Source organism: Methylobacterium sp. Leaf94, from assembly GCF_001426045.1.
Lineage (GTDB): Bacteria > Pseudomonadota > Alphaproteobacteria > Rhizobiales > Beijerinckiaceae > Methylobacterium.
On record NZ_LMRM01000034.1, the window covers coordinates 127,611 to 153,705 of the forward strand.

The following is a 26,095-nucleotide window of genomic DNA, read 5'->3' on the forward strand; positions in this document are numbered from 1 at the left end:
GCCCGCGCAGGGGAGCGCCCGGCGGGGCGAAGCCGAGTCGAAACGACGACGAGCCGGTTCCGTCTCGGCGGAACCGGCTCGTGCGAGCGCCGGGGGCATGGGAGCGTTCGGGGCGCCGGACCCGGCGCGCGGCTCTCAATGCACCAGGATCTTCGACAGAAAGTTCTGGGCGCGCTCGGAGCGGGCGTTGGCGAAGAAGTCTTCCTTGGTGGCGTCCTCGACGATCTCGCCCTTGTCCATGAAGATCACGCGGTTCGCGACCTTGCGGGCAAAGCCCATCTCGTGGGTGACGCACATCATGGTCATGCCCTCGCGGGCGAGCTGGACCATGACGTCGAGCACCTCGCCGACCATCTCGGGATCGAGGGCCGAGGTCGGCTCGTCGAACAGCATCACCACGGGGTTCATGGCGAGCGCCCGGGCGATGGCCACGCGCTGCTGCTGGCCGCCCGAGAGCTGGCCGGGAAACTTCTTGGCATGGGCCGAGAGGCCGACCCGGTCGAGGAGCGCCAGCCCCGTCTTGAGGGCGGTGTCCTCGTCGCGCTTGAGCACCTTGCGCTGCGCCAGGGTCAGGTTCTCCGTGATGGAGAGGTGCGGGAACAGCTCGAAGTGCTGGAACACCATGCCGACCCGGGCCCGCAGCTTCGGCAGGTTGGTCTTCTTGTCGTGTACGGGCGTGCCGTCGACGACGATCTCGCCCTTCTGGAAAGGCTCGAGGGCGTTGACGCACTTGATCAGGGTCGACTTGCCGGAGCCCGAGGGCCCGCAGACCACGACCACCTCGCCCTTGTTCACGGCGGTGCTGCAATCGGTGAGGACCTGGAAGTCGCCGTACCATTTGCTGACAGACTTCATGGTGATCATGGGCCCCGTGGTCACGGGGGCCTGGGCGGTGTTGAGCGACGTGGGGTTGGGCGACGTGGTCATGGCGGAAATCCTCGTCTGGGGTGCGGCGACGCCTCGTCCGGGGGAGGCCTGGACAGGGGAGGCCGGGCGTCAGCGGATGATGGCGATCTTCTTCTGGAGGCGGCGCACCGCCAGGGAGGCCACGAAGCAGACCGCGAAGTAGACCACGGCCGCGAACAGGTACATTTCCACGAGGCGGCCGTCGCGCTGGGCGATCTTCGAGGCCGCGCCGAGGAAGTCGGTCACCGAGAGGACGTAGACCAGCGAGGTGTCCTGGAAGAGGACGATGGTCTGGGTCAGCAGGATCGGCGTCATGTTGCGGAACACCTGGGGCAGGATCACGCTGCGCATCGAGGCGAAGTAGGTCAGGCCCAGCGCCGAGGCCGCCGCCGCCTGCCCCTTGGGGATCGACTGGATGCCGGCGCGCATGATCTCGGAGAAGTAGGCCGCCTCGAACAGGGTGAAGGTCACCAGCGACGAGGTGAAGGCGCCCACCGTCATCGGCCGGTCGGCGCCCGTGACCCACTGCCCGAGATAGGGCACCAGGAAGTAGAACCAGAAGATCACCAGCACGAGGGGCAGCGACCGCATCAGGTTGACGTAGCCCTTGGCCACCAGCGGGATCACCGGGATGCTGGAGAGCCGCATCATGGCGATGAGCGTGCCGAGCACGATGCCGCCGATGGCGGCGAGCGCCGTCAGCGTCAGGGTGAAGCGCATGCCGTCCAGGAACAGGTAGGGCAGCGCGGAGGTGATGACGGAGAAGTCGAAATTCGCGAGCATCGCGGCGATCCTTGAGGATGAGGAGGCGGAGGGCGGACCCTCAGCGATGGCCCGGGACGGCGACGCGGCGCTCGATCCAGCCGGAGGTGAAGATCACCACGACGTTGATCAGGACGTAGAGGACGGTGGCGGCGGTGAAGGCCTCGAACACCTGGAACGAGAATTCCTGCATGGCGCGGGCGCGGGCGGTGAGCTCGAGCAGGCCGATGGTGAGGGCGACCGAGGTGTTCTTGAGGTTGTTGAGGAATTCCGAGGTCAGCGGCGGGAGGATCATCCGGTAGGCGCTGGGCAGGAGCACGTAGCGGTAGGTCTGGTAGACCGTCAGGCCCATGGCGGTGCCAGCCATCTTCTGGCCGCGCGGCAGGGCCTGGATGCCGGCGCGCACCTGCTCGGCGACGCGGGAGGCGGTGAAGAAGCCCAGGCACACCACCGCCGTGTAGAACGGCGCGTTCGGCAGCTGCTTGATCCAGCCGCCCCACGATTCGGGCAGCACCTCCGGCAGGACGAAGTACCAGAGGAACATCTGCACCAGCAGGGGAATGTTGCGGAACAGCTCGACGTAGGTCGTGCCGATGGTGTTGGCGACCTTGGAAGGCAGGGTCCGCATCACGCCGATGAGCGAGCCGAGGAAGAAGGCGATGACCCAGGCGCAGAGCGCCGTCACCACCGTCCACATCAGGCCCGAGAGGAGCATGTCCGCGTAGGTCCCGGTGCCTTCCGGGGAGGCTTCGAAGAAGATGCCCCAGTTCCAGTTGTAGTTCATCGCGTCGTCGTCCCCTGTGATCGGGCATCCGGGCGAGCGCCCGTGGCAGGCATGCGGGCGCGCGCCCGTGAATGTGGCGGTGCTGTGTCGGACAGTGCCGAGACCTTGAGCGGAAGGTCCAGGGCCTTGAGGGTCGCGCCCCGGTCCCACACTGACATTTCCAGAGATTTGCTGCTTTTCCGGGCATCCCCCGGCGCAGGCCATGCGACGGCCGTCGCCCCGCCCCACGGGGGCGGCGCGGCGGCCTTCCGGCGATTCGGCCGGGCATGGAGGGGGTTGGGACGGATCGGTCGGGACCCAGGGCGGCACATCGGTGCCCGTCCCAAGCATCATCCGGACCAGAGCCTACAGGGGCAGGCCGGCCCCCGGCTCAGGCGCGGGCGGGTGTGGCCGCGGGAACACCCTGCGGGGCCGGCCGGCCCAGGGTGAGGATCAGCCCGGCGGCGGCGAGGCAGAGCGCCCCGGCGGCGAAGAAGGCCGGCAGGTAGCTCGCGAGTTCGGTCCGCGAAAGGCCGGCCCCGTAGGCGATCGTCGCCGCGCCGAGCTGGTGGCCGGCGAAGACCCAGCCGAAGACGAGGTTGGCGCGCTCGCGCCCGAACCGCGCCGCGGTGAGCCGCACGGTGGGCGGCACCGTGGCGATCCAGTCGAGGCCGTAGAACACCGCGAACAGCGACAGGCCCACGAAGGAGAAGTCCGAGAACGGCAGGAACATCAGCGAGAGGCCGCGCAGGCCGTAGTACCAGAACAGGAGCCAGCGGTTGTCGTAGCGGTCGGAGAGCCAGCCCGAGGCCACGGTGCCGATGAAGTCGAACACGCCCATGGCCGCGAGCACGCTGGCCCCCTGCACCGGCCCGATGCCGTAATCGGCGCAGAGGGGGATGAAGTGGGTCTGGATCAGCCCGTTGGTGCTGGCCCCGCAGATGAAGAAGGTGGCGAACAGCACCCAGAACACGCGGGTGCCGGCGGCGTCCCGCAGGGCGGACAGGGCGCCGTTCGCACTCGGTCCCGGCATGGCCGGGAGCGCGAGGGGACGGGTCTCGCCGTAGGGCGCGAGCCCGAGATCCTCCGGCCGGTCGCGCATCAGGGCGAGGACGCCGAGACCCGCCGCGAGGAGGAGCGCGCAGATCACCAGGAGGGCGGCGCGCCAGCCGAGCGCCTCCGTGAGGGCGGCCAGCAGGGGCAGCACGACGAGCTGCCCGGTGGCGGAACTGGCGGTGAGGAGGCCGACCAGGAGGCCGCGCGATCGCGAGAACCAGCGCGTCGCCACCGTCGCCCCCAGCACCAGGGCGGTGAGCCCCGTGCCGATGCCCACCACCACGCCCCAGAGCAGGACGAGCTGCCAGACCCGGGTCATGCCTAAGGAGGCCAGCAGGCCGCCGGCGATGAGCGCCAGGGCCAGGAGCACGATCCGGCGCGGGCCGTAGCGGTTCATCAGGGCGGCGGCGAAGGGGCCCATGAGGCCGAACAGGACGAGGCGCACGGCGAGCGCCGAGCCGATCGTCGCCGTGTCCCAGCCGAACTCCTTCTGCAGGGGCAGGATCAGCACCCCGGGGGCCCCGACGGCGCCCGCCGTCACCAGCATGGTCAGGAAGGTCACGGCGGCCACCGCCCAGCCGTAATGGACGCCGCGGCGGGCGAGGCCCGCCGCGACGGCGTCGGAGAGGCGAAGGGTGGGGTCGGTGGCCATGGAGCATCGCTCCGGAGCGCCGGCTGCCGGGGCGCTGCGCCCTCCATAGGGGCATGGACACGGATGAGCCAAGGGGCCCGGTCCCGCGCCGGCCCGGCCCAAGCGCACTCGTCGCCTTGGCCGGCGCCCTGGCGGTGGACCACGTCGGTGCGAGGCGGCGCCCTAGTCCCTGCGCGGGCGGGCGCCGAAGATCGCGGTACCGACCCGGACATGGGTCGCGCCCATCTGGATCGCCGCGGGGTAGTCCGCGCTCATGCCCATCGATAGGATCCGCAGGTTGTGGCGCTCGGCGATCCGGGCCAGCAGGGCGAAGTGCGGCGACGGCGGCGCCTCGGCGGGCGGGATGCACATCAGCCCCTGGATCGCGAGGCCGTGGGTCTCGCGGCACTCCGAGAGCAGGGTGTCGACCTGGGCCGGGGAGATGCCGCCCTTCTGCGGCTCGTCGCCGGTATTGACCTGGATCAGGAGCTTGGGCGCCCGTCCGACCCGCGCGATCTCCTTGGCGAGCGCCGCCGCGAGGGAGAGCCGGTCGAGGCCGTGGATGACGTCGAACAGCTCCACCGCCTCCCGGGCCTTGTTGGATTGCAGCGGCCCGACGAGGTGGAGCTCCACATCCGGGAAGCGCTCGCGCAGGGCTGGCCACTTGGCCTTCGATTCCTGGACGTAGTTCTCGCCGAACAGGCGCTGCCCGGCCTCGAGCGCCGGCAGGATGCCCGCGGCGGGAATCGTCTTCGACACCGCCACCAGGGCGACCGAGGCGGGGTCGCGCTCGGCATCCTCGGCCGCCTGGGCGATCTGGTGGCGCACCGCCGCGAGCCCGGCCACCACGTCGGCGGCGTTCGGGGGGGGCGGGGCGGCGTGGGGAGCGGCTTCGGGAGCGGCGTCGTCGGAGACTGTGTCGGCCATGCTGCCTCGCAGGGAAGGGGTTCGGTGAACCGGTCGGCCCGGGAACTACCATCCCGGGCGCGGGCCGCGAAGGACAACGCGCATCGCGCCGACGCGGCCCCCGCGACGCGGCTCCCCCGGCGGGCGGGACGACCCGATCCGTGTTGACCCCTCCCCTCCCCGTGGTAGTCCGGCCCCCAGCCTCTCAGGGCGCGCCCGCACCGTGCGGGGCGCGCCCCTCACCCCCGAACCCCGGCGCCGGCCCATGACGACCACCCCCGCCCCCAAACCCGCTCCCGAGCGCTACAACGCCAAGGAGACAGAGCCGCGCTGGCAGCAGGCGTGGGATGCGGCGGCCATCTACGCCACGAAGAACGACGATCCGAAGCCGAAATACTACGTGCTGGAGATGTTCCCCTACCCGTCGGGCCGCATCCATATGGGCCACGTGCGCAACTACGCCATGGGCGACGTGGTGGCGCGCTACAAGCGGGCGCGGGGCTTCAACGTGCTGCACCCGATGGGCTGGGACGCCTTCGGCCTGCCGGCCGAGAACGCCGCCATGGAGCGCAAGGTCAACCCGCGCGACTGGACCTACGCCAACATCGCGACGATGCGCGGCCAGCTCCAGAGCATGGGCCTGTCGCTGGACTGGAGCCGGGAGATCGCGACCTGCGACCCCGACTACTACAAGCACCAGCAGCGCATGTTCCTCGACTTCCTGGCCAAGGGTCTGGTGACGCGCCGCACCGCGAAGGTGAACTGGGACCCGGTGGACCACACCGTGCTGGCCAACGAGCAGGTCATCGACGGGCGCGGCTGGCGCTCGGGCGCCCTGGTGGAGCAGCGTGAGCTGACCCAGTGGTTCTTCAAGATCACCGACTTCGCGCAGGATCTCTACGACGCCCTCGACGGCCTGGAGCGCTGGCCCGAGAAGGTCCGGGTGATGCAGAAGAACTGGATCGGCCGCTCGGAAGGGCTGGAGGTCCGCTTCGCCCTGGAGGCGCCGCCGGCCCATGTCGACCCCGAGGTGAAGGTCTACACGACGCGGCCCGACACCCTGTTCGGGGCGAAGTTCCTGGCCATCGCCGCCGACCACCCGATCGCCGCCGCCCTGGCCCCGGCCCACCCGGCCCTGCAGGGCTTCATCGAGGAATGCCGGCGCACGGGCACGGCCCAGGCCGCCATCGACACGGCGGAGAAGCTCGGCTTCGACACCGGCCTCAAGGTCCGCCACCCCCTCGAGCCGTCCTGGCTGCTGCCGGTCTACGTCGCGAACTTCGTGCTCATGGACTACGGCACCGGCGCGGTGTTCGGCTGCCCGGCCCACGACCAGCGCGACCTCGACTTCGCCAACAAGTACGGGCTCGGCAACACGCCCGTGGTCTGCCCGGAGGACCAGGACGCGGCCAGCTTCGTCATCACCGACACCGCCTATGACGGCGACGGGCGGATGATCCACTCGCGCTTCCTCGACGACATGACCACGGACGAGGCCTTCCATGCCGTGGCCAACCGGCTGGAGGCGGAGATCCTCGACGGAGAGCCGGTGGCGCAGCGCAAGGTGCAGTTCCGCCTGCGCGACTGGGGCGTCTCGCGCCAGCGCTACTGGGGCTGCCCCATCCCGATCATCCACTGCGAGGCCTGCGGGCCCGTGCCGGTGCCGGTGGCCGACCTGCCGGTGAAGCTCCCCGACACGGTTTCCTTCGACGTGCCCGGCAATCCCTTGGAGCGCGACCACGCCTGGCGCAACGTCCCCTGCCCCACCTGCGGGCAGCCGGCGCGGCGCGAGACCGACACCATGGACACCTTCGTGGATTCGTCCTGGTACTATGCCCGCTTCACCGCCCCCTGGCTGCAGGACGCGCCCACCGACCGCGCCGCGGTCGACCAGTGGCTCGCCGTCGACCAGTATATCGGTGGCATCGAGCACGCGATCCTGCACCTGCTCTACGCCCGCTTCTTCATGCGGGCGATGAAGGCCACCGACTGGTCCGGCGTCTCGGAGCCCTTCGACGGCCTGTTCACGCAGGGCATGGTGGTCCACGAGACCTACAAGGATGCGGCCGGGGCCTGGGTGCCGCCGGCAGACATCCGGATCTCGGCCGAGTCCGGCACGCGGGAGGCGTTTCACGTGAAAACGGCGGCGCCGATCACGATCGGCGCCATCGAGAAGATGTCGAAGTCGAAGAAGAACGTCGTCGACCCGGACGACATCATCGCCAGCTACGGCGCCGACACCGCGCGCTGGTTCATGCTCTCCGACTCGCCGCCCGAGCGCGACGTGATCTGGACCGAGGACGGCGTCCAGGGCGCGGCCCGCTTCGTCCAGCGCGTCTGGCGTCTCGTCTCCCTGGCGAGCACCGTGGCGGCACCGGAGGCCACCGGCGACGCCGCCCTGCGCAAGGCCGCCCACAAGGCCCTGGCCGCCGTGGAGGAGGATGTGGAGCGCCTGCGCTTCAACCGCTGCGTGGCGCACATCTACACCCTTGCCAACGCCCTCGACGAGGCCCTGCGGGGCGGCGTCTCGCGGGCCGTCGCCGGGGAGGCGGCCGGGATCCTGACCCAGCTGATCGCCCCGATGATGCCGCATCTCGCCGAGGAATGCTGGCAGGCGCTGGGTCGCGACGGCCTGGCCGCGCAGGCGGCCTGGCCGAAGGTCGAGCGCGCGCTCCTCGTGGAGGACAGCGTCACCCTCCCCGTCCAGCTCAACGGGAAGAAGCGGGCGGACGTCACGGTGCCGCGCAGCGCCGACGTGGCGGCGGTCCAGGCCCTGGTCCTGGCTGACGAGGCGGTGCAGCGGGCTCTGGAGGGCCGTAGCCCGAAGAAGGTCATCGTGGTGCCGGGCCGGATCGTGAACCTCGTCGTCTGATCGAGGAGACCGCGCTCCGGCTTCCGGCGGGCGGAACGGAGCCTGGCACAGCGCCCGGCCTTCCCAACGCTGAAATTCGGTTCGGCGCGCGCGACGCAGCCCTCCTCCCCAGCGGATCTCGGGCCTGCCCGACATCCATGGCGCTTGCGGGAAGGCATTGGAGGTGGGGGTGGTTGGGCGACCCTCGCGTTGCGGAGACAAGTGGAACCGCCCCCACCCCCGACCCCGGCCCTTTAAGAGGAAGGGGGACGCCCACATTGTCCACACCCCCGATCCGGCGACCATGATCCTGCCGGATAGGAAACGTAAAGCTTGGCGCGAATAGGCTGTCGTCGAACTCCGGTTCGCCGTACAGACGGGCGTGACGAGACAGCGGGACGGCAGCGGGCATGATGCGCTTGGCAAACGGGGCGATGGCGGTTCGGGTCGCGGCAACCGGTTCGGTCGGCCGGTCCGTGCGGGTCGCGGCCGTCGCCGCCCTGGCGCTCAACCTGTCGGCCTGCTTCCGCCCCCTCTACGGCCCCACCGCCTCCGGCGAGCCCATGGCCGCCCTCCTCGCCTCCGTCCAGGTGGACGACGTGGCGATGGCGCAGGGCCAGGAGCGCCTGGGGCATTACCTGCGCAGCGAACTCATCTTCGATCTCGACGGCTCGGGCCAGCCCTCCGCCAAGCGCTATCGCCTGAAGATGCAGGGCAGCGAGTCGGTGCAGACCCCGATCGTCTCCTCGCAGACCGGTCGCGCCGAGGCCGGCACCATCGTCGGAACCGTGAAATACGCCCTGGAAGACCTGAGCGGCACGAAGATCATCAGCGAGGGCGTGGCGACCTCCACCGCCACCTACGACCGCTCGATCCAGCGCTTTGCCAGCCTGCGGGCCGCACGTGACGCCGAGATCCGCCTCGCCAAGGTCCTGGCCGAGCAGATCAAGACCCGCATCGCCTCCGTGCTGGTGACGAAGCCCTGAGCGGGACGGGCGCGTGACCGCCGTCAAGGCCGGCGACGTCGACGGGCTGATCCGGCGCGGGCCCGATCCGCGCATCGCGATCCTCCTCGTCTACGGCCCGGATACGGGCCTCGTCTTCACCCGCGCCAAGGCGCTGGCGGAAGCCTTCGTCAGCGATCCGGGCGACCCCTTCGCCATGGTGAAGATCGACGGGGACGTGCTGGCCCAGGACCCCGGCCGCCTCGTGGACGAGGCCGGCACGGTCGGACTCTTCGGCGGCACCCGCACCATCTGGGTCCGGTCCGGCAGCCGCAACTACGCCCCCGCCGTCGAGGCCGCCCTGAAGGCCGAGATCCAGAACGCCCGCATCGTGGTGGAGGGCGGCGACCTCGCCAAGAGCGCGCCCTTGCGGACGCTCTGTGAGAAGTCGCCGAAGGCCCTCGCCCTGCCCTGCTATCCCGACGACGAGCGGGCCTTGGGCGACCTCATCGACCGCACCCTGCAGGACCAGGGCCTGCGCATCGCCCGCGAGGCGCGGGACGTGCTCGCCACCAGCCTCGGCGGCGACCGCGGCGCCAGCCTGTCGGAGATCGAGAAGCTCGCCCTCTACGCCCGTGGCCAGAGCCAGGTGAGCCTCGACGATGTCGAGGCGGTGGTCAGCGACGTCGCCGGCAGCGTGCTCAACACCCTGATCGATGCGGCCTTCGCCGGGCGCAGCGGCGAGGTCGAGCGCGATTATCGCCGCTTCCGCCACGAGGGCATGGATCCCTCGGTGATGCTCGGCTCGGCCCTGCGGCACGCCCTGACGCTCCTGGCCACGCGGCTCGCCGGGGAGGGGCAGAGTGCCAGCCTGATGGTGGCGAACTGGCGTGGCCTGCATTTCCGGCGGAAAGCCCTGGTGGAGACCCAGCTCGCCCGCTGGTCGCCCCCGGCCCTGCGCCACGCGATCCAGCTGTTGCAGGACTCCGTCCTGGCCTGCCGCCGTGCGGACCCGGACCTGGCCCACGCGCATGCCTCGAGTACCCTCCTGCGCATCGCCGGCGAGGCGGCCCGGCGGCGTTAGCGATCGGTCTGGCTCAGGCCTCCGCCTGCCCCAGGTTGAAGCGCTGGCACAGGGCTTCGAGCTCGGCCGCGTTCTCGTAGCGGATGCGGATCTCCCCCGCCCCGGCCACCTTCGACTTGACAGCCACCGTCATGCCGAGGGCGCGGGCCATGGCCTGTTCCAGGGTGCGGATCTCCGCATCCTTCTCGGCCGCGCGCCGGGGCCGGCCGGGGCGGGGGCCGTCGCCCTCCGGCACTTCGGCGGAGGCCAAGGCCTCGACCTCGCGGACCGACAGGCCCTCCTCCACGATCCGGCGGGCAACGCCCTCGGCATCCCGCACGGCCAGGAGCGCGCGGGCATGGCCGGCCGTGATCTCACCGGCCACGACCCGGTCCTGAATCGTCGGGGCGAGCTGGAGCAGCCGAAGGGTGTTGGCGAGGTGGCTGCGGCTCTTGCCGAGGATCTCCGCGAGCTCGCTCTGGCTGTACTGGAACTCGCTCATCAACCGCTCGTAGCCCGCGGCCTCCTCGATGGCGTTGAGGTCCGTGCGCTGGACGTTCTCCAGGATGGCAAATTCGAGGGAGGTCCGATCGTCGATCTCCACCGTGACCACCGGCACTTCGTGGAGCCCGGCCCGCTGGGCCGCGCGCCAGCGGCGCTCGCCGGCGACGATCTCGTAGGTGTCCGGCACGCCGGCCAGGGCCCGGACCACGATGGGCTGGATGATGCCGCGCAGCTTGATCGAAGCCGACAGCTCCTCGAGGTCGGATTCGTGGAAGCGGCGGCGCGGGTTGCGCGGGTTTGGACGCAGGAATTCCACCGCGACCTTGCGCTGCTCCTGCGACTTGCTCGCCGCGGCACTGTCGTCGCCGAAATCGCCGATCAGGGCCGCGAGGCCGCGCCCGAGCCGGGGCCGCACCACATCATCCGCCATCGCCACCTGCTTCAACTCCGAACCTTCGGGAAACGCTTGTCACACACCGGGGGCAGGGGGCCCCCGCATCGGTCACGCGGCGACGGGCAGACGCCCCTCGCGCTGGATGATCTCGGAGGCGAGGCGCAGGTAGGCCTGCGAGCCCGCACATTTGAGATCGTAGAGCAGCACGGGCTTGCCGTGGGACGGCGCCTCGGACACGCGGACGTTGCGGGGAATCATGGTCTCGTAGACCTTCTCCCCCATGAAGCTGCGCACATCCGCCACCACCTGCGCCGACAGGTTGTTGCGGGGATCGAACATGGTCAGGACGATGCCCTGGATGGTGAGGCGCGGATTGAGGGCGCCCCGCACCTGCTCCACCGTGCGCAGCAGCTGGCTCAAGCCTTCGAGGGCGAAGAACTCGCATTGCAGGGGGACCAGCACCGCGTCGGAGGCCGCCAGGGCGTTGATCGTCAGCAGGTTCAGGGAGGGCGGGCAGTCGATCAGCACGTAGGTGACACCCGCCGTGGCGCCGACCTCGCCGACGCCCTTCAGCACGTTGCGCAGGCGATGGGCGCGGTCCGGCGCGCTCGCCATCTCCAGCTCCAGGCCGAGGAGGTCCATGGTGGAGGGGGCCACCATCAGGCGCGGCACCGCGGTGGGGATGCAGGCCTGCCCCAGGGACGCCTCGCCGGCGAGCACGTGGTAGGTCGAGACCTTGCGCTGGCGGCGGTCGATGCCGAGACCCGTGGAGGCGTTGCCCTGCGGATCGAGGTCGATCACCAGAACGCTCTCGCCGATGGCCGCCAGAGCGGTGCCGAGGTTGATCGCCGTCGTCGTCTTGCCGACGCCCCCCTTCTGGTTGGCCAGGGCCAGTATGCGCAGCGGCCGATCCGGATGCGCTCCGGTCGTCGGTACGGCAGTCGGATCGCTTGTCATGAATCCACGCGAGATAGGGTCGTGACGCGGACGATCCGCGCTTCCGACTCGGTTCGGCTCGGCACGAGATCGTAAACGAATCTCCACCGTTGCGCGGCCTCGGTCAATTCCGATTGGACATCCCGTCCTTTCGGAAACAGGCCGACCGTGCCGGTTGTCAACAGCGGCTCCGCCCAGGCGAGCAGCTGGGCGAGGGGGGCGAGCGCCCGGGCGCAGACCACCGCGACGCCCCGATGCGCGCCGATGACCTGCTCGATCCGGGCGTTGTGCACCGTCGCAGGCGCGCCGGTGAGGCGCGCGGTCTCGGTGAGGAAGGCGCATTTGCGCGCATTGCTCTCGACGAGATCGACCCGAAACCCGGGACGCTCCCGGCCCGCGATGGCAAGGACGAGGCCGGGAAGTCCCGCCCCCGCACCGAGGTCCAGCCAGGTGTCGGCCTCCGGCGCGAGCTCCCGAAGCTGGAGCGCGTCGGCAATGTGGCGGGTCCAGACCTCGGACAGGGTGGCCGGTCCGACCAGATTCTTGACCGTCTGCCAGCGCCGCAGCTGGTCGACATAGAGATCGAGGCGCCGCGCTGTTTCACGTGAAACACCCGCAGCGGCCAGGACCCGATCGCGGTCGCGATCAGAGGCCATGGGAGGCCCCACGCTCGGCCCGGCGGGCATGGGCGGCGAGGAGCGTAAGGGCGGCGGGGGTCACGCCCTCGATGCGGGCCGCCTGCCCCAGGGTTCCCGGACGCACGGCTTCGAGCTTCAGCCGCATCTCGTTCGACAACCCGGGAATGCCCGCATAATCCAGGCGGATCGGCAGGGTCACGGCCTCGTCACGGCGGAAGGCCGCGATGTCGGCCCGCTGTCGGTCGAGATAGACGGCGTAGGTGGCATCGGTGCAGAGTCGCTCCGCCACGCGGGGCGGGACCGCTGCGAGTTCCGGCCAGACCGCGCAGAGGCGCGCCCAGTCGATGTCCGGGTAGGACAGGAGCTGGAAGGCGCTGCGGCGGATGCCGTCCTGGTTGAGCGCGATGCCGGCGGCCCCGGCCTGGTTCGGGCTGAGACTCAGGCGGTCGAGCTGCGCGCGCGCGGCCTCGAGGGCCGTCTGCCCGGCGGCGAAATGCGCGGCGCGGTGCCGCCCGACGCAGCCGAGGGCGGCGCCCTTCGGCGTCAGGCGCTCGTCGGCATTGTCGATGCGCAGGGAGAGCCGGTACTCCGAGCGCGAGGTGAACATGCGGTAGGGCTCGCTCACCCCATGGGTGACGAGATCGTCGATCATCACGCCGAGGTAGGATTCGGCCCGGTCGAAGGTGGCGAGGGCCGAGCCGCCGGCGAGGCGGGCCGCGTTGATGCCGGCCACGAGCCCCTGCCCCGCCGCTTCCTCGTAGCCGGTGGTGCCGTTGATCTGCCCGGCCAGGAACAGGCCCGGCAGGCGCTTGGCCTGGAGGGTCGCGTCGAGTTCGCGGGGGTCCACGTAGTCGTACTCGATGGCGTAACCCGGCCGCAGGATCGCGGCGCGCTCCAGCCCGGGGATCAGCGCAATGACGTCGCGCTGCACGCTCTCGGGCAGCGCGGTGGAGATGCCGTTGGGGTAGACGGTCGGGTCGTCCAGGCCTTCCGGTTCGAGGAAGATCTGGTGGCCCTCGCGATCGCCGAAGCGCACCACCTTGTCCTCGATGGACGGGCAGTAGCGCGGCCCCCGGCTGGCGATGCCGCCGGAATACATCGGCGAGCGGTGCAGGTTGGCGCGGATGAGGTCGTGGACCGCCTGGGTCGTGCGGGTGATGCCACACTGGATCTGCGGCGTGGTGATCCGCTCGGTAAGGGTCGAGAACGGGACGGGGTCCGCGTCGGCCGACTGCATCTCCAGGCCGGACCAGTCGATGGTGCGCCCGTCGAGGCGGGCCGGCGTGCCGGTCTTCAGGCGGCCGAGGGCGAAACCGGCGCGGTCCAGTGTCCGGGCCAAGCCCACGGACGGCCCCTCGCCAATCCGACCGGCGGGGATCTGGGTCTCGCCGATATGGATGAGGCCGCGCAGGAAGGTGCCGGTGGTCAGCACGACGGCGGCGCAGGGGAGGGTGCGCCCATCGGCCAGGATCACCCCCGAGACGCGTCCCCCGGCGAGGGCGAGGTCGGCCACCTCCCCTTCGATCACCGCCAGGTTCGCGGTCCCGGCGATGGCCGCCTGCATGGCGCGGGCGTAGAGCTTGCGATCAGCCTGGGTGCGGGGACCGCGGACCGCGGGACCCTTGCGTCGGTTAAGGAGCCGGAACTGGATGCCGGCCGCGTCGGCGACCCGCCCCATCAGGCCGTCGAGGGCATCGACCTCGCAGACCAGATGACCTTTGCCCAGACCGCCGATGGCGGGATTGCAGGACATGGCACCGATGGTGGCGGCCTGATGGGTCATGAGGGCCGTCCGCGCGCCGATCCGGGCCGCGGCGGCCGCCGCCTCGACGCCGGCATGGCCTCCACCGACGACGATCACGTCGTAGGAATCAGGGGTATGGTGCATTGGATCGATTAAGCGGCTGGCGCGCCGATGGTCAATCGATGGTTCGACCATAGCGTGGTTTTCACGTGAAACCGCCGCCCCGTGGTCCCAGGGTCACAGGCCGAGGTCGACCCGGCTCACTTGCCGATGCAGAAGCCGGAGAACAGCCGATCCAGCATCTCCTCGACGCTCACATGCCCTGCCACTTCGCCCAGCGCGCGCACGGCGAGCCGGAGATCCTCGGCGGCGAGCTCGGGCAGGGCGGCCCCCGCCAGCAGGCGGTCGAGATCCTCACGGCAGCGGGTCAGCCCCAGCCGGTGGCGTTCGCGGGTGATCAGAGCATCGCCGCTCCCCACTGCTCGGGAAGCCTCGGCCTCGATGGCCGCCAGCAATCCCTCCAGGCCCGCGCCGGTGATCGCCGAGATGCCGATCGCGCTCTCCGGCACGCCGACGGCGGGCTCGAGGTCGCGCTTGGTCCGCACGCGGAGCACCGGTCCCTCCGGCATCGGCTCGAGCGTGGTCGCCGGCGCGTCCGGGCCGTCGAGCATCACGACAAGGTCGGCCTGCCGCATCCGGGCCCGTGTGCGGCGGATGCCCTCCGCCTCAATGGCATCGCCCGCCTCGCGCAGGCCGGCGGTGTCGACCAGGATCACCGGCAAGCCGCCGAGGTCGCAGCGGACCTCAATGACGTCGCGGGTGGTGCCGGGGATGGCCGAGACGATGGCCGCCTCGCGCCGGCTCAGGGCGTTCAGCAGCGTCGACTTGCCGGCATTGGGTGGCCCGGCAAGGACCACGGTGAAACCATCCCGCAGGCGCTCCCCGCGCCGGGCATCGGCCAGGACCGTTGCGATCTCGTCGCGGATCGCGCGGGCCTTCTGCGCCAGGGCGGCGTCCAGGGCCCCGTCGTCGACGTCCCCTTCGTCGGAGAAATCGAGGGCCGCCTCGACGCCCGCGAGGAGATCGATGAGGCGTGCGCGCCAATCGGCCACCCGCCCGCCCAGGGCCCCATCGAGCTGGCGCAGGGCCTGGCGTCGCTGCGCCTCGGTCTCGGCATCGATGAGGTCGGCGATCCCCTCGGCTTCGGTGAGGTCCAGACGGCCGTTGAGGAAGGCCCGGCGGGTGAAGGCCCCGGGCTCGGCCGGTCGACAGTGCGGGATCTCGGCCAGGGCTTGCAGGACCGCGCTACGAACGGCCAGGCCGCCATGCAGGTGCAGCTCCGCCATGTCCTCGCCGGTGAAGCTGGCGGGGCCCGGCATCCAGGCGACGAGGGCCTGGTCGAGTGGCGTGCCGTCGGGGCTGCGCAGCGTGCGCAGGGACAGGCGGCGGGGCGGGGGGAGGGGGGCGGCGAGGGTGTATATCACCGCGGCCGAGGCCGGTCCGGAGATCCGGATGACGCTGACCGCCGATCGACCCGGGCCGGTGGCAGGTGCGTAGAGGGTGGGGGTTTCGGTCATCGGCGCGGCGCCCCGGACGCCAATCCCTGACGCGTCAGGCAATCGTTAACCAGCTAATAAACTTGTTTCAGCCGGAAATTTCCGAGCGGGCGAGGGCACCGACCGGACCCGTAGGCTGATGCAGCGCGGGTCCGGTCGGTTCGGTCTCAGGTGTTCATCGAGTCGAAGAAGTCGTTGTTGCTCTTGGTCTGACGCAGCTTGTCCATGAGGAACTCGATCGCGTCGGTGACGCCCATCGGGTTGAGGATGCGGCGCAGGACGTAGGTCTTCTTGAGCGCATCCGGCGGCACCAGGAGCTCCTCCTTGCGGGTGCCCGAGCGGGTGATGTCGATGGCCGGGAAGATGCGCTTGTCGGAGACCTTGCGGTCGAGAATGATCTCGGAGTTGCCGGTGCCCTTGAACTCCTCAAAGATCACCTCGTCCATGCGCGAGCCGGTGTCGATGAGCGCGGTGGCGATGATCGAGAGCGAGCCGCCCTCCTCGATGTTGCGGGCGGCACCGAAGAAGCGCTTCGGGCGCTGCAGGGCGTTGGCGTCGACGCCGCCCGTGAGCACCTTGCCGGAGGACGGCACCACGGTGTTGTAGGCCCGGCCCAGGCGGGTGATCGAATCGAGCAGGATGACCACGTCGCGGCCATGCTCCACGAGGCGCTTGGCCTTCTCGATCACCATCTCGGCGACCTGCACGTGGCGGGTGGCCGGCTCGTCGAAGGTCGAGGCGATGACCTCGCCCTTCACCGAGCGGATCATGTCGGTGACTTCCTCGGGGCGCTCGTCGATGAGCAGCACGATGAGGTAGCATTCCGGGTGGTTGATGGTGATCGACTGCGCGATGTTCTGCATCAGCACGGTCTTGCCGGTGCGCGGCGGCGCCACGATCAGGGCGCGCTGGCCCTTGCCGATGGGGGCGACGATGTCGATGATCCGCGGCGAGAAATCCTTCTTGGGCGGATTGTCCAGTTCGAGCTTGAAGCGCTGCGTCGGGAAGAGCGGCGTCAGGTTGTCGAAATGGACCTTGTGCTTGATCTTCTCCGGGTTCTCGAAGTTGATCGTGTTGACCTTGAGCAGCGCGAAGTAGCGCTCGCCGTCCTTGGGTCCGCGGATCGGCCCCTCGACGGTGTCGCCGGTGCGCAGGCCGAAGCGGCGGATCTGCGTCGGCGAGATGTAGATGTCGTCGGGACCCGGCAGGTAGTTCGAGTCGGACGAGCGCAGGAAGCCGAAGCCGTCCTGCAGCACCTCGACGGTGCCCGCCCCGATGATCTCGACCTCCTTGGCAGCGAGCTGCTTCAGGATGGCGAACATCAGTTCCTGCTTGCGCATGGTCGAGGCGTTCTCGACCTCGACCTCTTCGGCGAAGGCGATCAGGTCGGTCGGCGTCCTGGACTTGAGGTCCTGGAGCTTGACCTCGCGCATGCCGTCGAGATCGGCGGCGACGATTCCGCCCTCGGCCGGGCTTTCCACGGGGAGGGTCTCGTACGGTGACGTCATGGGGGATTCAGAACCGGCGGGAAGGGCGAGGCGGGGCAGAGGGTCGGACAGGGCAGTCGGGGAGTTTGGTCGCCGGGCGCCGTTTCGGCGCCGATCAGTCGGTCCGTCCTGGGGAAAGACGGCTCCGCGCATCGTCTTGGCGGAGCCAGGGGCTCACGGATGCAACACGGCGTAACGAGGAGAGGCTTCAGCGGTAGCGCGTTTCCCGGCTTTTCGCAAGGTCCGTCCGTCGGGGCACCGCCAGGGGCCCTCAGCGGCGGCGCAGGCGGACGTAGAGGGCCCCGGCGCCGCCGTGGTGGCGGGCCGCCTCCTCGAAGCCGAGGACCACGGTGCGCAGCTCCGGCGCGCGCAGCCAGTGGGGCACGCTGCGGCGGAGCACGCCGCGCTCGGAGAAGGCGTCGTCGTAGGTCGGGCCGCCCTTGCCGGTGACCACGAGGACGTGGGTGTGGCCCGACGCCCGGGCCCGCATCAGGAAGCCGATCAGCGCCCCGTGCGCCTCCGCCTGGTACATCCCGTGGAGATCGATCCGGGCATCGACCTGGAGGGCCCCCCGGCGCAGGGCGAGGCGGACGCGGCGCTCGAGACCGGGCGCGGTCGGCGGTGCCGGTGCCAGGACGGGGGAGGGCAGCGCCGGCGGCGGGTTCGGCTTCAGAGCCGCGCGCTTTGCCAGCGTCCGGGGCATCGGTTTCGGGGGCGCGGGCTTGGCGGGACCCGAGTTGGTGATGGCGGACTTGGCGATGGCGGACTTGGCGGGGACGACCTTGGACGACGCCCCCGCGGGCGTCGCCGGGGCCGGCGTGGCGGCGGCCGGCTTGCCCGCCGCGCCCCGCCCCGCGAGGCGGCCGCGCAGGGGCGTGATCAGCCGGGCGATCTCGCCCCACAGATAGGCGTCCTCCCCGGAGAGGCCGCGCGGGCGCCGGGGCGTCTTCATGGGGCGGACGTCCCGGATTTCGGGAGCAGGACGACGAAGCCGACGGCGTCGCGCAGGTTGCCGGCGGCGATCCCCGCCTCCGCGCCGGTGCCGAGATAGAGGTCGCCGCGCGCCGGGCCGACGATGGCCGACCCCGTGTCGGCGGCGACGACGAGGCGCCCCGGCTCGGCGGATCCGGCGATCCGGCCCTCGAGCCAGAACGGCAGGCCGTAGCGCCAGAGGGTGGCGTCCACCGCGAGGTTGCGGCCGGGGCTCAGGGGCACGCCGGCCCCGCCGGGCGGCCCGAGCGTCGGGTCGTCGATCTCGGCCAGGCGGAAGAAGATGTAGGAGGCGTTGGCCCGCATCAGCCGGGCGGCGTGCCGGGGGTTGGCCCGCAGCCAGCCGGTCCAGCGGGCCAGGGTGAGGCCGTCGAGGGGCAGGTGCCCCTCGGTCACGATGAGCTTGCCGATGGAGGTGTAGGGCCGGCCGTTGCGGCCGTCGTAGAGGACCCGGACGGAGCGCCCGTCGGTCAGGCGGACCCGGCCGGAGCCCTGGACCTGGAGCACGAACAGGTCGACGGCGTCGCGCAGGTAGAGGAGGGGGCGGGCGTGGGCGCCCAGGGCGCCGTCCTCGATCGCGGCCCGGTCGGGATAGGCCTCGAAGCCGTCGCCGGTCCGGCGCGCGGCGCGCAAGGACGGGTCGAGGCCGGGCCGCGTCTCGCCGGGCTCCAGGCTGACGAGGTCGTCGGGCCGGGCCAGCACCGCGGCGGTGAAATCCGGGCTCGGGGTGGCGGCGCCGACGAGTTCCGGCTCGAAGTAACCGGTGAGGAATCCCGTGCGCTGCTCGGGCTTGCCCCCGGCCGGAGGCCTGACGATCCGATAGGGCGTGAAGGCTTCGGCGAAGAAGCGGGCCGCCGCGGCGTCAGCCACGGGCTCGGGCACGGTCTCGGCCCGGGCGCAGGCGGTCCGGAGCGCCTCGGGCGCGCCCGCGACGGTGGCGGGCTGGGGCGTCCCCGGCGGGGTCCGGCAGGTCCGGCGGAAGGCCGCGAGCGCCGCGCCGGCCTCGGGGCCGGGGAACCCCGGCAGCGAGGCGGGATCGACCGGCTCCAGCACGGCCCCGCCCACGCGAAACGGCTCGGCCGCGGGGGCGGCCGAGCCGGGGGAGGGGAGGCTGAGGGCGGCGAGGAGACTCGCCGCGGGACGGAAGAAGCGGATCACGCGACCTTGGGCCCCTTCAGGCTCAGGCGCCGGCTTCCGTGGCGACGAGCTGCCAGTTCGGGTCGCGGGTGCCCAGCGTCCGGGCGAAGGTCCAGACGTCCGGCACCTCGACCACCGCCTCGGCGCTGCCGTCGGTCACCTGCCCCTGCGCGTTGCGGGTGGCGGTGATGAGGTGGGAGAGGAAGTGCACCGTGACCTGCGCGACGCGGTTCTTCACGTCGACGGCCACGATCTCGGCCTTGTCGAGGGAGACGAAGGTGGTCTCCACGGTCTCGCGGCGGGCCTCACGGGCGTCGATCTCGCGCTCGAAGCCCTCGCAGACCTCGCGGGATAGCAGGCTGCGCAGGGTCTTGCGGTCGCCCTTGGCGAAGGCGATCACGATGGCCTCGTAGGCGCTGCGGGCCCCCTCCACGAAGGCGCGCGGATCGAAGGCGGGCTCGACCTGGACGATGGATTCGAGGCCCTGGGCGATGGCCGAGCCGGGCTCGGCGATGCCGCGCCAGTCGCGCACGTCGGTCTTCACCGCGGTCTGGCCGCGATCGGCCGGGGGCTGGACCCGGTCGGCGCCGGGCAGGCGCACGACGTTGTCGCCTTCCCCGCGGGCCGGCGGCTCGGTGCGGCTGCGGTCCACCGGCTTGAAGGGCGAGCGCTCCGTGCCGGTCTTCTGACCCAGCACCGAGCGCAGGCGCCAGATGACGAAGACCGCCAGCGCGAGAAAGATCAGGGTCGTCAAGTCGAAGGAGTCCTGCATCACTGATCCGATCGTGGCCGTGGCACGAATACGTTACTTCACGGGGCTCTGGAAACCCGGCCCGGGTCCTCGGCTGACATGCGTGGCCGAGACACGCCCGGCCGAATAGGTCCGGCCAGGAAGGATCTGGCCAGAAAGATCTGGCCATGTCGCGCATTCCCCCGGCCCCGCGCAAGGCGCAGGCCGGGTTCCTGCGCGCGGAAGTCTCGATCGGGGTCGAACCTCCGGGCTCGTGCGGAGATATGGATATCGCGGGCGGCGATTCCAGGCGAGGGCGTGCGCCTGCGCCGCCTTGACCCGGCGGCGGCCCCGACGGGTCCCGCGTCCCGGGCTCCCGGGCTCGCCTTGTCCCGTGCGGGCGAGCGTGATAGCGCGCTATCGCGCGGGCCGGGCGGTGGTGGCAGGCCGGTGTGCAGGCCGGTGCGCCCGGTTCCGGGCGACCGGGATCGGCGCCCACGGGGTTCGCCCCCGGGAGAGCGCATCAGACCCGGGCCCCACCGCGCCCCGACGATCCAGGAAGAGGACACAACGCCATGGCCGACACTCCGGCACCGAACGGCAACGGTGGCGCCACGGCGCAGACCGACGACGCGACGCCGACGATCAACGCGCTCGCGCAGTACACCAAGGATCTCTCCTTCGAGAATCCGAACGCGCCGCGCTCCCTGCAGCCGCAGGAAAGCGGGCCGCAGATCAACATCCAGGTGAACGTCAACGCCAAGCAGGTGGCCGAGTTCGATTTCGAGGTCGACCTGACCCTGGAAGGCGATGCCAAGATCGCCAACGAAGTGCTGTTCGCCTTCGAGCTGACCTATGCGGGCATCTTCCGCATGCGCAACATCCCGCAGGACCAGCTCCACCCGGCCGTGATGATCGAGTGCCCGCGCCTGCTCTTCCCCTTCGCGCGCCAGATCGTCGCCGAGGCCGTGCGCAACGGCGGCTTCCCGCCCCTCTACATCGACCCGATCGACTTCGTCGGCCTCTACCGCCAGAAGGCCATGGAGGCCCAGGCCCAGGGCGAGACCGGCCCGCTCGCCTCCTGAGAGCGCGCGTCGCGCCCCGTCCGCCCGGGGCGGGATCCGGGGTCCTGAGGATCGAAGGCCGGACTTGAGGATCGAAGGCCGGACTTGGCCGTTACTCGCAGCCAGTCCGGCCGCGGCCCCGCGTGCCGCCGGTCGCCGGATCGCCTCAGCCCCGGGATCGCATGCTCGCCACACACCACCTCGCCCTGATCAACGTCTTCACGGGCGACATCCAGGGCGGGCTCGGACCGTTCCTCGGCACCTGGCTCGCGGAAGCCGCGTCGTGGAGCCCCTCGCGGATCGGCTTCGTCACCACCCTGGTGGGGATCGGCTCCCTCCTCCTCAGCGGCCCCTTCGGCGCCCTGGTCGACCGCCTCGGCCGGCCCCGGATGCTGATCGCCGTGGCCTGCGGCGCCATCCTGTGCGGCACCCTGCTGCTGCTCCCCGCACGCGGCGTCATCCCGGTCTTCGCCGCGCAGATGATGGCGGCGGCGGGCGGCACGCTGCTGCTGCCGGCCGTCACCGCCCTGACCCTCGGCATCGTCGGCAAGGACCGCTTTCCGAAGCAACAGGGCCGCAACCAGGCCTTCAACCATCTCGGCATCCTGCTCGCGGCCGGCGGCATCAGCCTCGGCACCGGCTGGTTCGGCCCCGCCATCGCCTTCTGGGTGCTGGGCGCCATGGCGGTGCTGGCCATCGTGGCGGCGCTGACGACGCCGGGGCATTGCTACAGCGAGCGCCGGGCCGTGGGCTGGCAGGAGGAGGGCGACGACACGCCCGAGCGCGCCGGCCTGCGCAGCATCGTGGCCAACCGCAAGCTCCTCGTCCTCGCCGTGGCGCTGGCCCTGTTCAACCTCGGCAACGGCGGCATGCTCTCGCTGCTCGGCCAGACGCTGGTGGCCACCGCCGTCGACGCAACGAGCTGGACCGCCCGCTACGTCATGGTGGCGCAGCTGGTGATGATCCCCGTGGCGCTCTTCGCCGGATCGCTCGCCGACCGGCGCGGGCGGCGCCAGCTCCTCATCGCCGCCTGCGCGGTGCTGCCGGTCCGCGCCGCGCTTTCGGCCTTCATCGACGATCCCCTCTGGCTGATCTCGGCCGAAATCCTCGACGGCGTCGCCTCCGGCATCATCGGCGTGGCCGTGCCGGTGGTGGTGGCCGACCTGACCTGGGGCTCCGGCCGCACCCAGACGGCGCTCGGCGCCCTCAACGCCCTCCAGGGCATCGGCGGCGCCCTCTCGGCCTGGTACGGCGGCCTCGCCCAGGCGATGCTCGGCTGGACCGGCGCCTTCCTGGCGCTGGGGGCGCCCGCCCTCGTCGCCCTCGGCCTAGTCCTGTGGCTCGATACCACCAGCGAGAGTCGCGGCGGACGCGAAGGCGACGGACATCCGGGCGACGGGTCGTCCGCGAACGGCGCCGCCGCCGAGAGCGGGAGCGAACCCGGCCGCGGCACCGAGAAGGCTCGGGGCGCGCGCGAGCCGGAGACCGCCTGAGGGCGGATTGCCGCCCGGCGGAACAGGCCGCCCCCGCCCCGGTTTGGCGAGGGAGCCTCAGCCACCGGAGCCCCCGACCATGCACGATCGACCCGACGGACGGACCCTGCGGGTCACCGAACCGCGCGCCGTCCCCTGGCTCAGCATCGTGTTCGGCTACGGCCCGATGCTGCCCTTCGTGGTCGGCGCCGTCACCGCCTGGGTCCGGCCCGGCGATCCCTTGGGCGAGGCCGCCCTGCTCCTGACGATCCTCTGGGGCTGCGCCATCCTGCTGTTCCTGTCGGGCGTGCGCCGGGGCCTCAGCTTCCGCACCGAGGGCGGGCCGACCCTCACCCAGATGGCCACCATGATCGGGCTGTTCAGCCTCGGCTTCGTCGCCCTGGCGCTGGCGACCCTGGACGCGGCAGTGGCCGCGCTGGTCCTGCTCCTCGTCGGATTCGGGGCGATCGCGGTGCTCGACCCGATCGCGGCACGGCGGGGCGAGGCGCCCCTGTTCTTCGCGCGCCTGCGCCCGGTGCAGATCCCCATCGCCCTCCTCAGCCTCGCGGCCCTCCTGGCCCTGAGGCTCTGAACGCCCCCCTGCTTGCCGCCCCCCGCCACCCGCGATAGAGCCCCCGGGACCTCGAACAGCCCCGATGGACGCGAAGATCACCATGGCCAAGGCCGATTCAACGAAGGCCGACACCCTGAAGCCGCGCCTGCCGCGCGGTTTCGTCGACCGGCGCGCGGACGAGATCGCCGCCCAGCACCGCATGCTGGAGACGATCCGGCAGAGCTTCGAACTCTTCGGCTTCGAGGCGCTGGAGACGCCCTTCGTCGAGTACACCGAGGCGCTGGGCAAGTTCCTGCCCGACCTCGACCGGCCGAACGCGGGCGTTTTCTCCTTCCAGGACGACGACGAATCCTGGCTCTCGCTGCGCTACGACCTCACCGCCCCCCTGGCCCGGCACGTGGCCGAGCACTTCGACGCGATCCCCAAGCCCTACCGGAGCTTCCGCGCCGGCTACGTCTTCCGCAACGAGAAGCCGGGTCCGGGGCGCTTCCGCCAGTTCATGCAGTTCGACGCCGACATCGTGGGCGCCGCCTCGGTGGCGGCGGATGCCGAGATCTGCATGCTGATGGCCGACACCCTGGAGAAGCTCGGGCTCACCGGCCAGTACGTGGTCAAGGTCAACAACCGGAAGGTGCTCGACGGGCTGATGGAGTCGATCGGGCTCAGCGGTCCCGACAAGGCCGGTCAGCGCCTGACCGTGCTGCGCGCCATCGACAAGCTCGACCGCCTCGGCGACGCGGGCGTGCGCGAGTTGCTGGGCGCGGGGCGCAAGGACGAGAGCGGCGACTTCACCAAGGGCGCCGGATTGCCCGATGAGGCGATCGGCCGGGTGCTGGCCTTCACCGGCTGGACCGGAGCGGGATCGGCGCCGGCCGACAACGCCACCACCCTGGCGAACTTCGAAACCTCCCTGGCGGGCAGCGCCATCGGCCTGGAGGGCGTGCGCGAGCTCGCCGACATGGCCGCCCTGTTCGCGGCGGCCGGCTACGACGCCCGCATCCGCATCGACCCCTCGGTGGTGCGCGGGCTCGAGTACTACACCGGCCCGGTCTACGAGGCGGAGCTGACCTTCCCGGTGACCAACGAGGACGGACAGGTGGTGCGCTTCGGCTCGGTCTCGGGCGGCGGCCGCTACGACGGCCTCGTCGGGCGTTTTCGCGCCGAGCCGGTGCCGGCCACCGGCTTCTCCATCGGCGTCTCGCGCCTGTTCTCGGCGCTGCAGCTGGTGAAGAGCCCGCTGCTGGACGGCCTCGCCAAGCCCGGCCCCGTGGTGGTGCTGGTGCTCGACCGGGACAACGTCGCCGACTACCAACGGCTCGTCGCGAGCCTGCGCGCGGCCGGCATCCGGGCCGAACTCTATCTCGGCGGCTCGGGCATGAAGGCCCAGATGAAGTATGCCGACCGGCGAGGATCCCCCTGCGCCATCATCCAGGGCTCGAACGAGCGCGAGGCCGGCGAGGTCCAGATCAAGGACCTGATCGAGGGCGCCAAGGCGGCGGCCGCCATCACCAGCAACGCCGCCTGGAAAGCCGCGCGCCCGGCCCAGTTCTCGGTGCCGGTGGCCGAGATGGTCGAGCGGGTGCGCGAGGTCCTAGGACGCCACTTCTGACGTCCCAGGCGCACGACGGGGCCGGGGAGTCCTGCTCCACGGCCGGGAGCCGTCAGGCGACCGAGATGTCGACCTGGATGTTGCCGCGGGTGGCGTGGGAGTAGGGGCACACCACGTCGGCGCGCTTCACCAGATCCTCGGCCACCGCCCGGTCGAGGCCCGGCAGGGTCGCCTTGAGGGCGACGACGAGGCCGAAGCCGGTACCGTCGTCCCGCGGGCCGATGCCGACGCTCGACTCGATCTTGGACTCCTCCGACACCGTGATCTTGTCCTTGCCGGCCACGAACTTGATCGCGCCGAGGAAGCAGGCGGCGTAGCCGGCCGCGAAGAGCTGCTCCGGGTTGGTGCCGGCGCCACCGCCGCCGCCCAGCTCCTTGGGGGTGGAGAGCTTGACGTCCACCTTGGCATCGTCGGTCGCGGCGGAGCCTTCACGGCCGCCGGTGGCATGGGCGTGGGCGGTGTAGAGTGCCTTCATGTCGGTCTCTCCTGCTGAACGAACGCGGGGATCGCACGCGTCGGTCCGGCCGGGGCCGGTCCATATCGATTGCGCGCAACCTAGTTATTTCCTCGCATAGAACTTGATTGTGCGCAATATGAAATTTGAATAAGATCGGTCCCGCGGCCCAAGTTCGGCGCGCGGCCCATCGTGAAGGATCGTTGAATATGTCGGGACGGCAGACCCGCACGCGCCGGGAGCCGGTGGCGGAGCCGGCATCCCCGGACGCCCTGAGCCTGGACAGCCAGCTCTGCTTTGCCGTCTATGCCACGGCCCATGCCTTCGGACGAGCCTATCGGGCCCTGCTGGCCGCGCATGACCTGACCTACCCGCAATATCTGGTCCTGCTGGTCCTGTGGGAGGAGGAGGGGCTGACGGTCAAGGAGATCGGCCAGCGCCTGTTCCTGGATTCCGGAACCCTGACGCCCCTGCTCAAGCGCCTGGAGGCGGCCGGCCACGTGAAGCGGGCGCGGGACCGGGCCGACGAGCGGCAGGTGAGCATCTTCCTGACCGAGCAGAGCCGGGCCCTGCGCGGCCGGATGGAATGCGTGCCGGACGAGGTGGGCGGCCTGACCGGCCTCGATCTCGAGGGGCGGCGGGCCCTCCTCGACATCCTGATGAACCTGCGCGGCGCGCTGCATGCGGGCCTCGGCGAGGGCCAGGCCGGCGCCGGCGAAGACCAAATCAGCCTCGGCGAGGGGAGGGACCGCTCCGTTCCCTCCGGCCGCGACGCCGCGCGACGCGGATCCTGAGGGACGCGAGGCATGAAAAAAGCCGCTCCCGCCGTGGCGGGAACGGCTTCCTGATCGAGCCCGGGCGGATGATCCCGGCCGGCCCCGAAGGACAGGCCGGACCGATCGCGGAACCCCGGGCCTCGGAATC

The 26,095-nt window shown here is 71.2% G+C and carries 22 protein-coding genes and 1 pseudogene; 8 read left to right on the plus strand and 15 right to left on the minus strand.

Features of this window, described 5'->3' with window-relative positions:
• Positions 1–135: 135 nt before the first annotated feature.
• The 5 genes from ASG63_RS16080 to ASG63_RS16100 all read right to left on the minus strand — a co-directional run bounded on the left by ASG63_RS16080 (position 136) and on the right by ASG63_RS16100 (position 5,045).
• Positions 136–864, minus strand: a complete 729-nt coding sequence (locus tag ASG63_RS16080) for an amino acid ABC transporter ATP-binding protein (RefSeq protein WP_056219417.1) — start codon at positions 862–864, stop codon at positions 136–138.
• A gap of 132 nt (positions 865–996) precedes the next feature.
• Positions 997–1,689: an amino acid ABC transporter permease gene (locus ASG63_RS16085; protein ID WP_056218418.1), complete on the minus strand. Its 693-nt coding sequence runs from the start codon at positions 1,687–1,689 to the stop codon at positions 997–999.
• 40 nt (positions 1,690–1,729) lie between these two features.
• Positions 1,730–2,452 (minus strand): amino acid ABC transporter permease, encoded by a 723-nt coding sequence (locus ASG63_RS16090; protein ID WP_056218421.1) that lies wholly within the window; start codon positions 2,450–2,452, stop codon positions 1,730–1,732.
• 370 nt (positions 2,453–2,822) lie between these two features.
• Entirely contained in the window at positions 2,823–4,139 is a 1,317-nt protein-coding gene (locus ASG63_RS16095; RefSeq protein WP_056218424.1) for an MFS transporter, read from the minus strand.
• A 162-nt stretch (positions 4,140–4,301) separates the two neighbouring features.
• Complete coding sequence (locus tag ASG63_RS16100; RefSeq protein WP_056218428.1) at positions 4,302–5,045, minus strand: YggS family pyridoxal phosphate-dependent enzyme; 744 nt, start codon at positions 5,043–5,045, stop codon at positions 4,302–4,304.
• Positions 5,046–5,289: 244 nt separating this feature from the next.
• Here ASG63_RS16100 and leuS point away from each other — a divergent pair, with 244 nt between their 5' ends.
• The 3 genes from leuS (at position 5,290) to holA (ending at position 9,903) form a co-directional block, all read left to right on the plus strand.
• A complete protein-coding gene (leuS, locus tag ASG63_RS16105) occupies positions 5,290–7,896 on the plus strand; it encodes a leucine--tRNA ligase (RefSeq protein ID WP_056218433.1) in 2,607 nt (868 codons plus the stop codon).
• A 413-nt stretch (positions 7,897–8,309) separates the two neighbouring features.
• Positions 8,310–8,861, plus strand: coding sequence for an LPS assembly lipoprotein LptE (lptE, locus tag ASG63_RS16110; protein ID WP_056219420.1), 552 nt, complete (start codon positions 8,310–8,312; stop codon positions 8,859–8,861).
• Positions 8,862–8,874: 13 nt separating this feature from the next.
• A complete protein-coding gene (gene holA, locus ASG63_RS16115) occupies positions 8,875–9,903 on the plus strand; it encodes a DNA polymerase III subunit delta (RefSeq protein ID WP_056218436.1) in 1,029 nt (342 codons plus the stop codon).
• 13 nt (positions 9,904–9,916) lie between these two features.
• Here the strand turns inward: holA and ASG63_RS16120 are convergent, their stop codons facing one another.
• The 9 genes from ASG63_RS16120 to ASG63_RS16160 form a co-directional block, all read right to left on the minus strand.
• Positions 9,917–10,816 (minus strand): ParB/RepB/Spo0J family partition protein, encoded by a 900-nt coding sequence (locus ASG63_RS16120; RefSeq protein WP_056219423.1) that lies wholly within the window; start codon positions 10,814–10,816, stop codon positions 9,917–9,919.
• A 72-nt stretch (positions 10,817–10,888) separates the two neighbouring features.
• Positions 10,889–11,737 (minus strand): ParA family protein, encoded by an 849-nt coding sequence (locus tag ASG63_RS16125; RefSeq protein WP_056218438.1) that lies wholly within the window; start codon positions 11,735–11,737, stop codon positions 10,889–10,891.
• Complete coding sequence (rsmG, locus tag ASG63_RS16130; protein WP_056218441.1) at positions 11,734–12,372, minus strand: 16S rRNA (guanine(527)-N(7))-methyltransferase RsmG; 639 nt, start codon at positions 12,370–12,372, stop codon at positions 11,734–11,736. Before rsmG ends, ASG63_RS16125 begins: the two co-directional genes overlap by 4 nt.
• A complete protein-coding gene (mnmG, locus tag ASG63_RS16135) occupies positions 12,362–14,242 on the minus strand; it encodes a tRNA uridine-5-carboxymethylaminomethyl(34) synthesis enzyme MnmG (RefSeq protein WP_056218443.1) in 1,881 nt (626 codons plus the stop codon). Before mnmG ends, rsmG begins: the two co-directional genes overlap by 11 nt.
• A gap of 116 nt (positions 14,243–14,358) precedes the next feature.
• On the minus strand, positions 14,359–15,675 hold the full coding sequence (gene mnmE, locus ASG63_RS16140; protein WP_056218445.1) for a tRNA uridine-5-carboxymethylaminomethyl(34) synthesis GTPase MnmE: 1,317 nt from the start codon (positions 15,673–15,675) through the stop codon (positions 14,359–14,361).
• A gap of 146 nt (positions 15,676–15,821) precedes the next feature.
• Entirely contained in the window at positions 15,822–17,087 is a 1,266-nt protein-coding gene (gene rho / locus ASG63_RS16145; RefSeq protein ID WP_407067315.1) for a transcription termination factor Rho, read from the minus strand.
• Between the two features lie 325 nt (positions 17,088–17,412).
• Complete coding sequence (locus ASG63_RS16150) at positions 17,413–18,093, minus strand: Smr/MutS family protein (RefSeq protein WP_056218449.1); 681 nt, start codon at positions 18,091–18,093, stop codon at positions 17,413–17,415.
• The gene (gene mltA / locus ASG63_RS16155) at positions 18,090–19,289 is read right to left on the minus strand and encodes a murein transglycosylase A (RefSeq protein ID WP_443189801.1); all 1,200 of its coding nucleotides are present in this window, start codon (positions 19,287–19,289) and stop codon (positions 18,090–18,092) included. Before mltA ends, ASG63_RS16150 begins: the two co-directional genes overlap by 4 nt.
• Before the next feature lie 22 nt (positions 19,290–19,311).
• Positions 19,312–20,040, minus strand: coding sequence for a Tim44/TimA family putative adaptor protein (locus ASG63_RS16160; RefSeq protein WP_056218452.1), 729 nt, complete (start codon positions 20,038–20,040; stop codon positions 19,312–19,314).
• Positions 20,041–20,573: 533 nt separating this feature from the next.
• On the opposite strand from ASG63_RS16160, the gene secB reads away from it, so the two are divergent.
• The 4 genes and pseudogenes from secB (at position 20,574) to hisS (ending at position 24,717) form a co-directional block, all read left to right on the plus strand.
• On the plus strand, positions 20,574–21,083 hold the full coding sequence (gene secB, locus ASG63_RS16165; protein ID WP_056218455.1) for a protein-export chaperone SecB: 510 nt from the start codon (positions 20,574–20,576) through the stop codon (positions 21,081–21,083).
• A 161-nt stretch (positions 21,084–21,244) separates the two neighbouring features.
• Positions 21,245–22,509 (plus strand): annotated as a pseudogene (locus ASG63_RS16170) (MFS transporter); the annotation flags it as partial.
• Positions 22,510–22,634: 125 nt separating this feature from the next.
• Positions 22,635–23,126, plus strand: a complete 492-nt coding sequence (locus ASG63_RS16175) for a DUF3429 domain-containing protein (protein WP_056218460.1) — start codon at positions 22,635–22,637, stop codon at positions 23,124–23,126.
• A 64-nt stretch (positions 23,127–23,190) separates the two neighbouring features.
• Positions 23,191–24,717 (plus strand): histidine--tRNA ligase, encoded by a 1,527-nt coding sequence (hisS, locus tag ASG63_RS16180; RefSeq protein WP_443189802.1) that lies wholly within the window; start codon positions 23,191–23,193, stop codon positions 24,715–24,717.
• A 52-nt stretch (positions 24,718–24,769) separates the two neighbouring features.
• Here hisS and ASG63_RS16185 read toward each other — a convergent pair whose 3' ends face one another.
• Entirely contained in the window at positions 24,770–25,192 is a 423-nt protein-coding gene (locus ASG63_RS16185) for an organic hydroperoxide resistance protein (RefSeq protein ID WP_055946503.1), read from the minus strand.
• A gap of 188 nt (positions 25,193–25,380) precedes the next feature.
• Here ASG63_RS16185 and ASG63_RS26860 point away from each other — a divergent pair, with 188 nt between their 5' ends.
• Entirely contained in the window at positions 25,381–25,965 is a 585-nt protein-coding gene (locus ASG63_RS26860) for a MarR family winged helix-turn-helix transcriptional regulator (RefSeq protein WP_156394222.1), read from the plus strand.
• Positions 25,966–26,095: the final 130 nt, after the last annotated feature.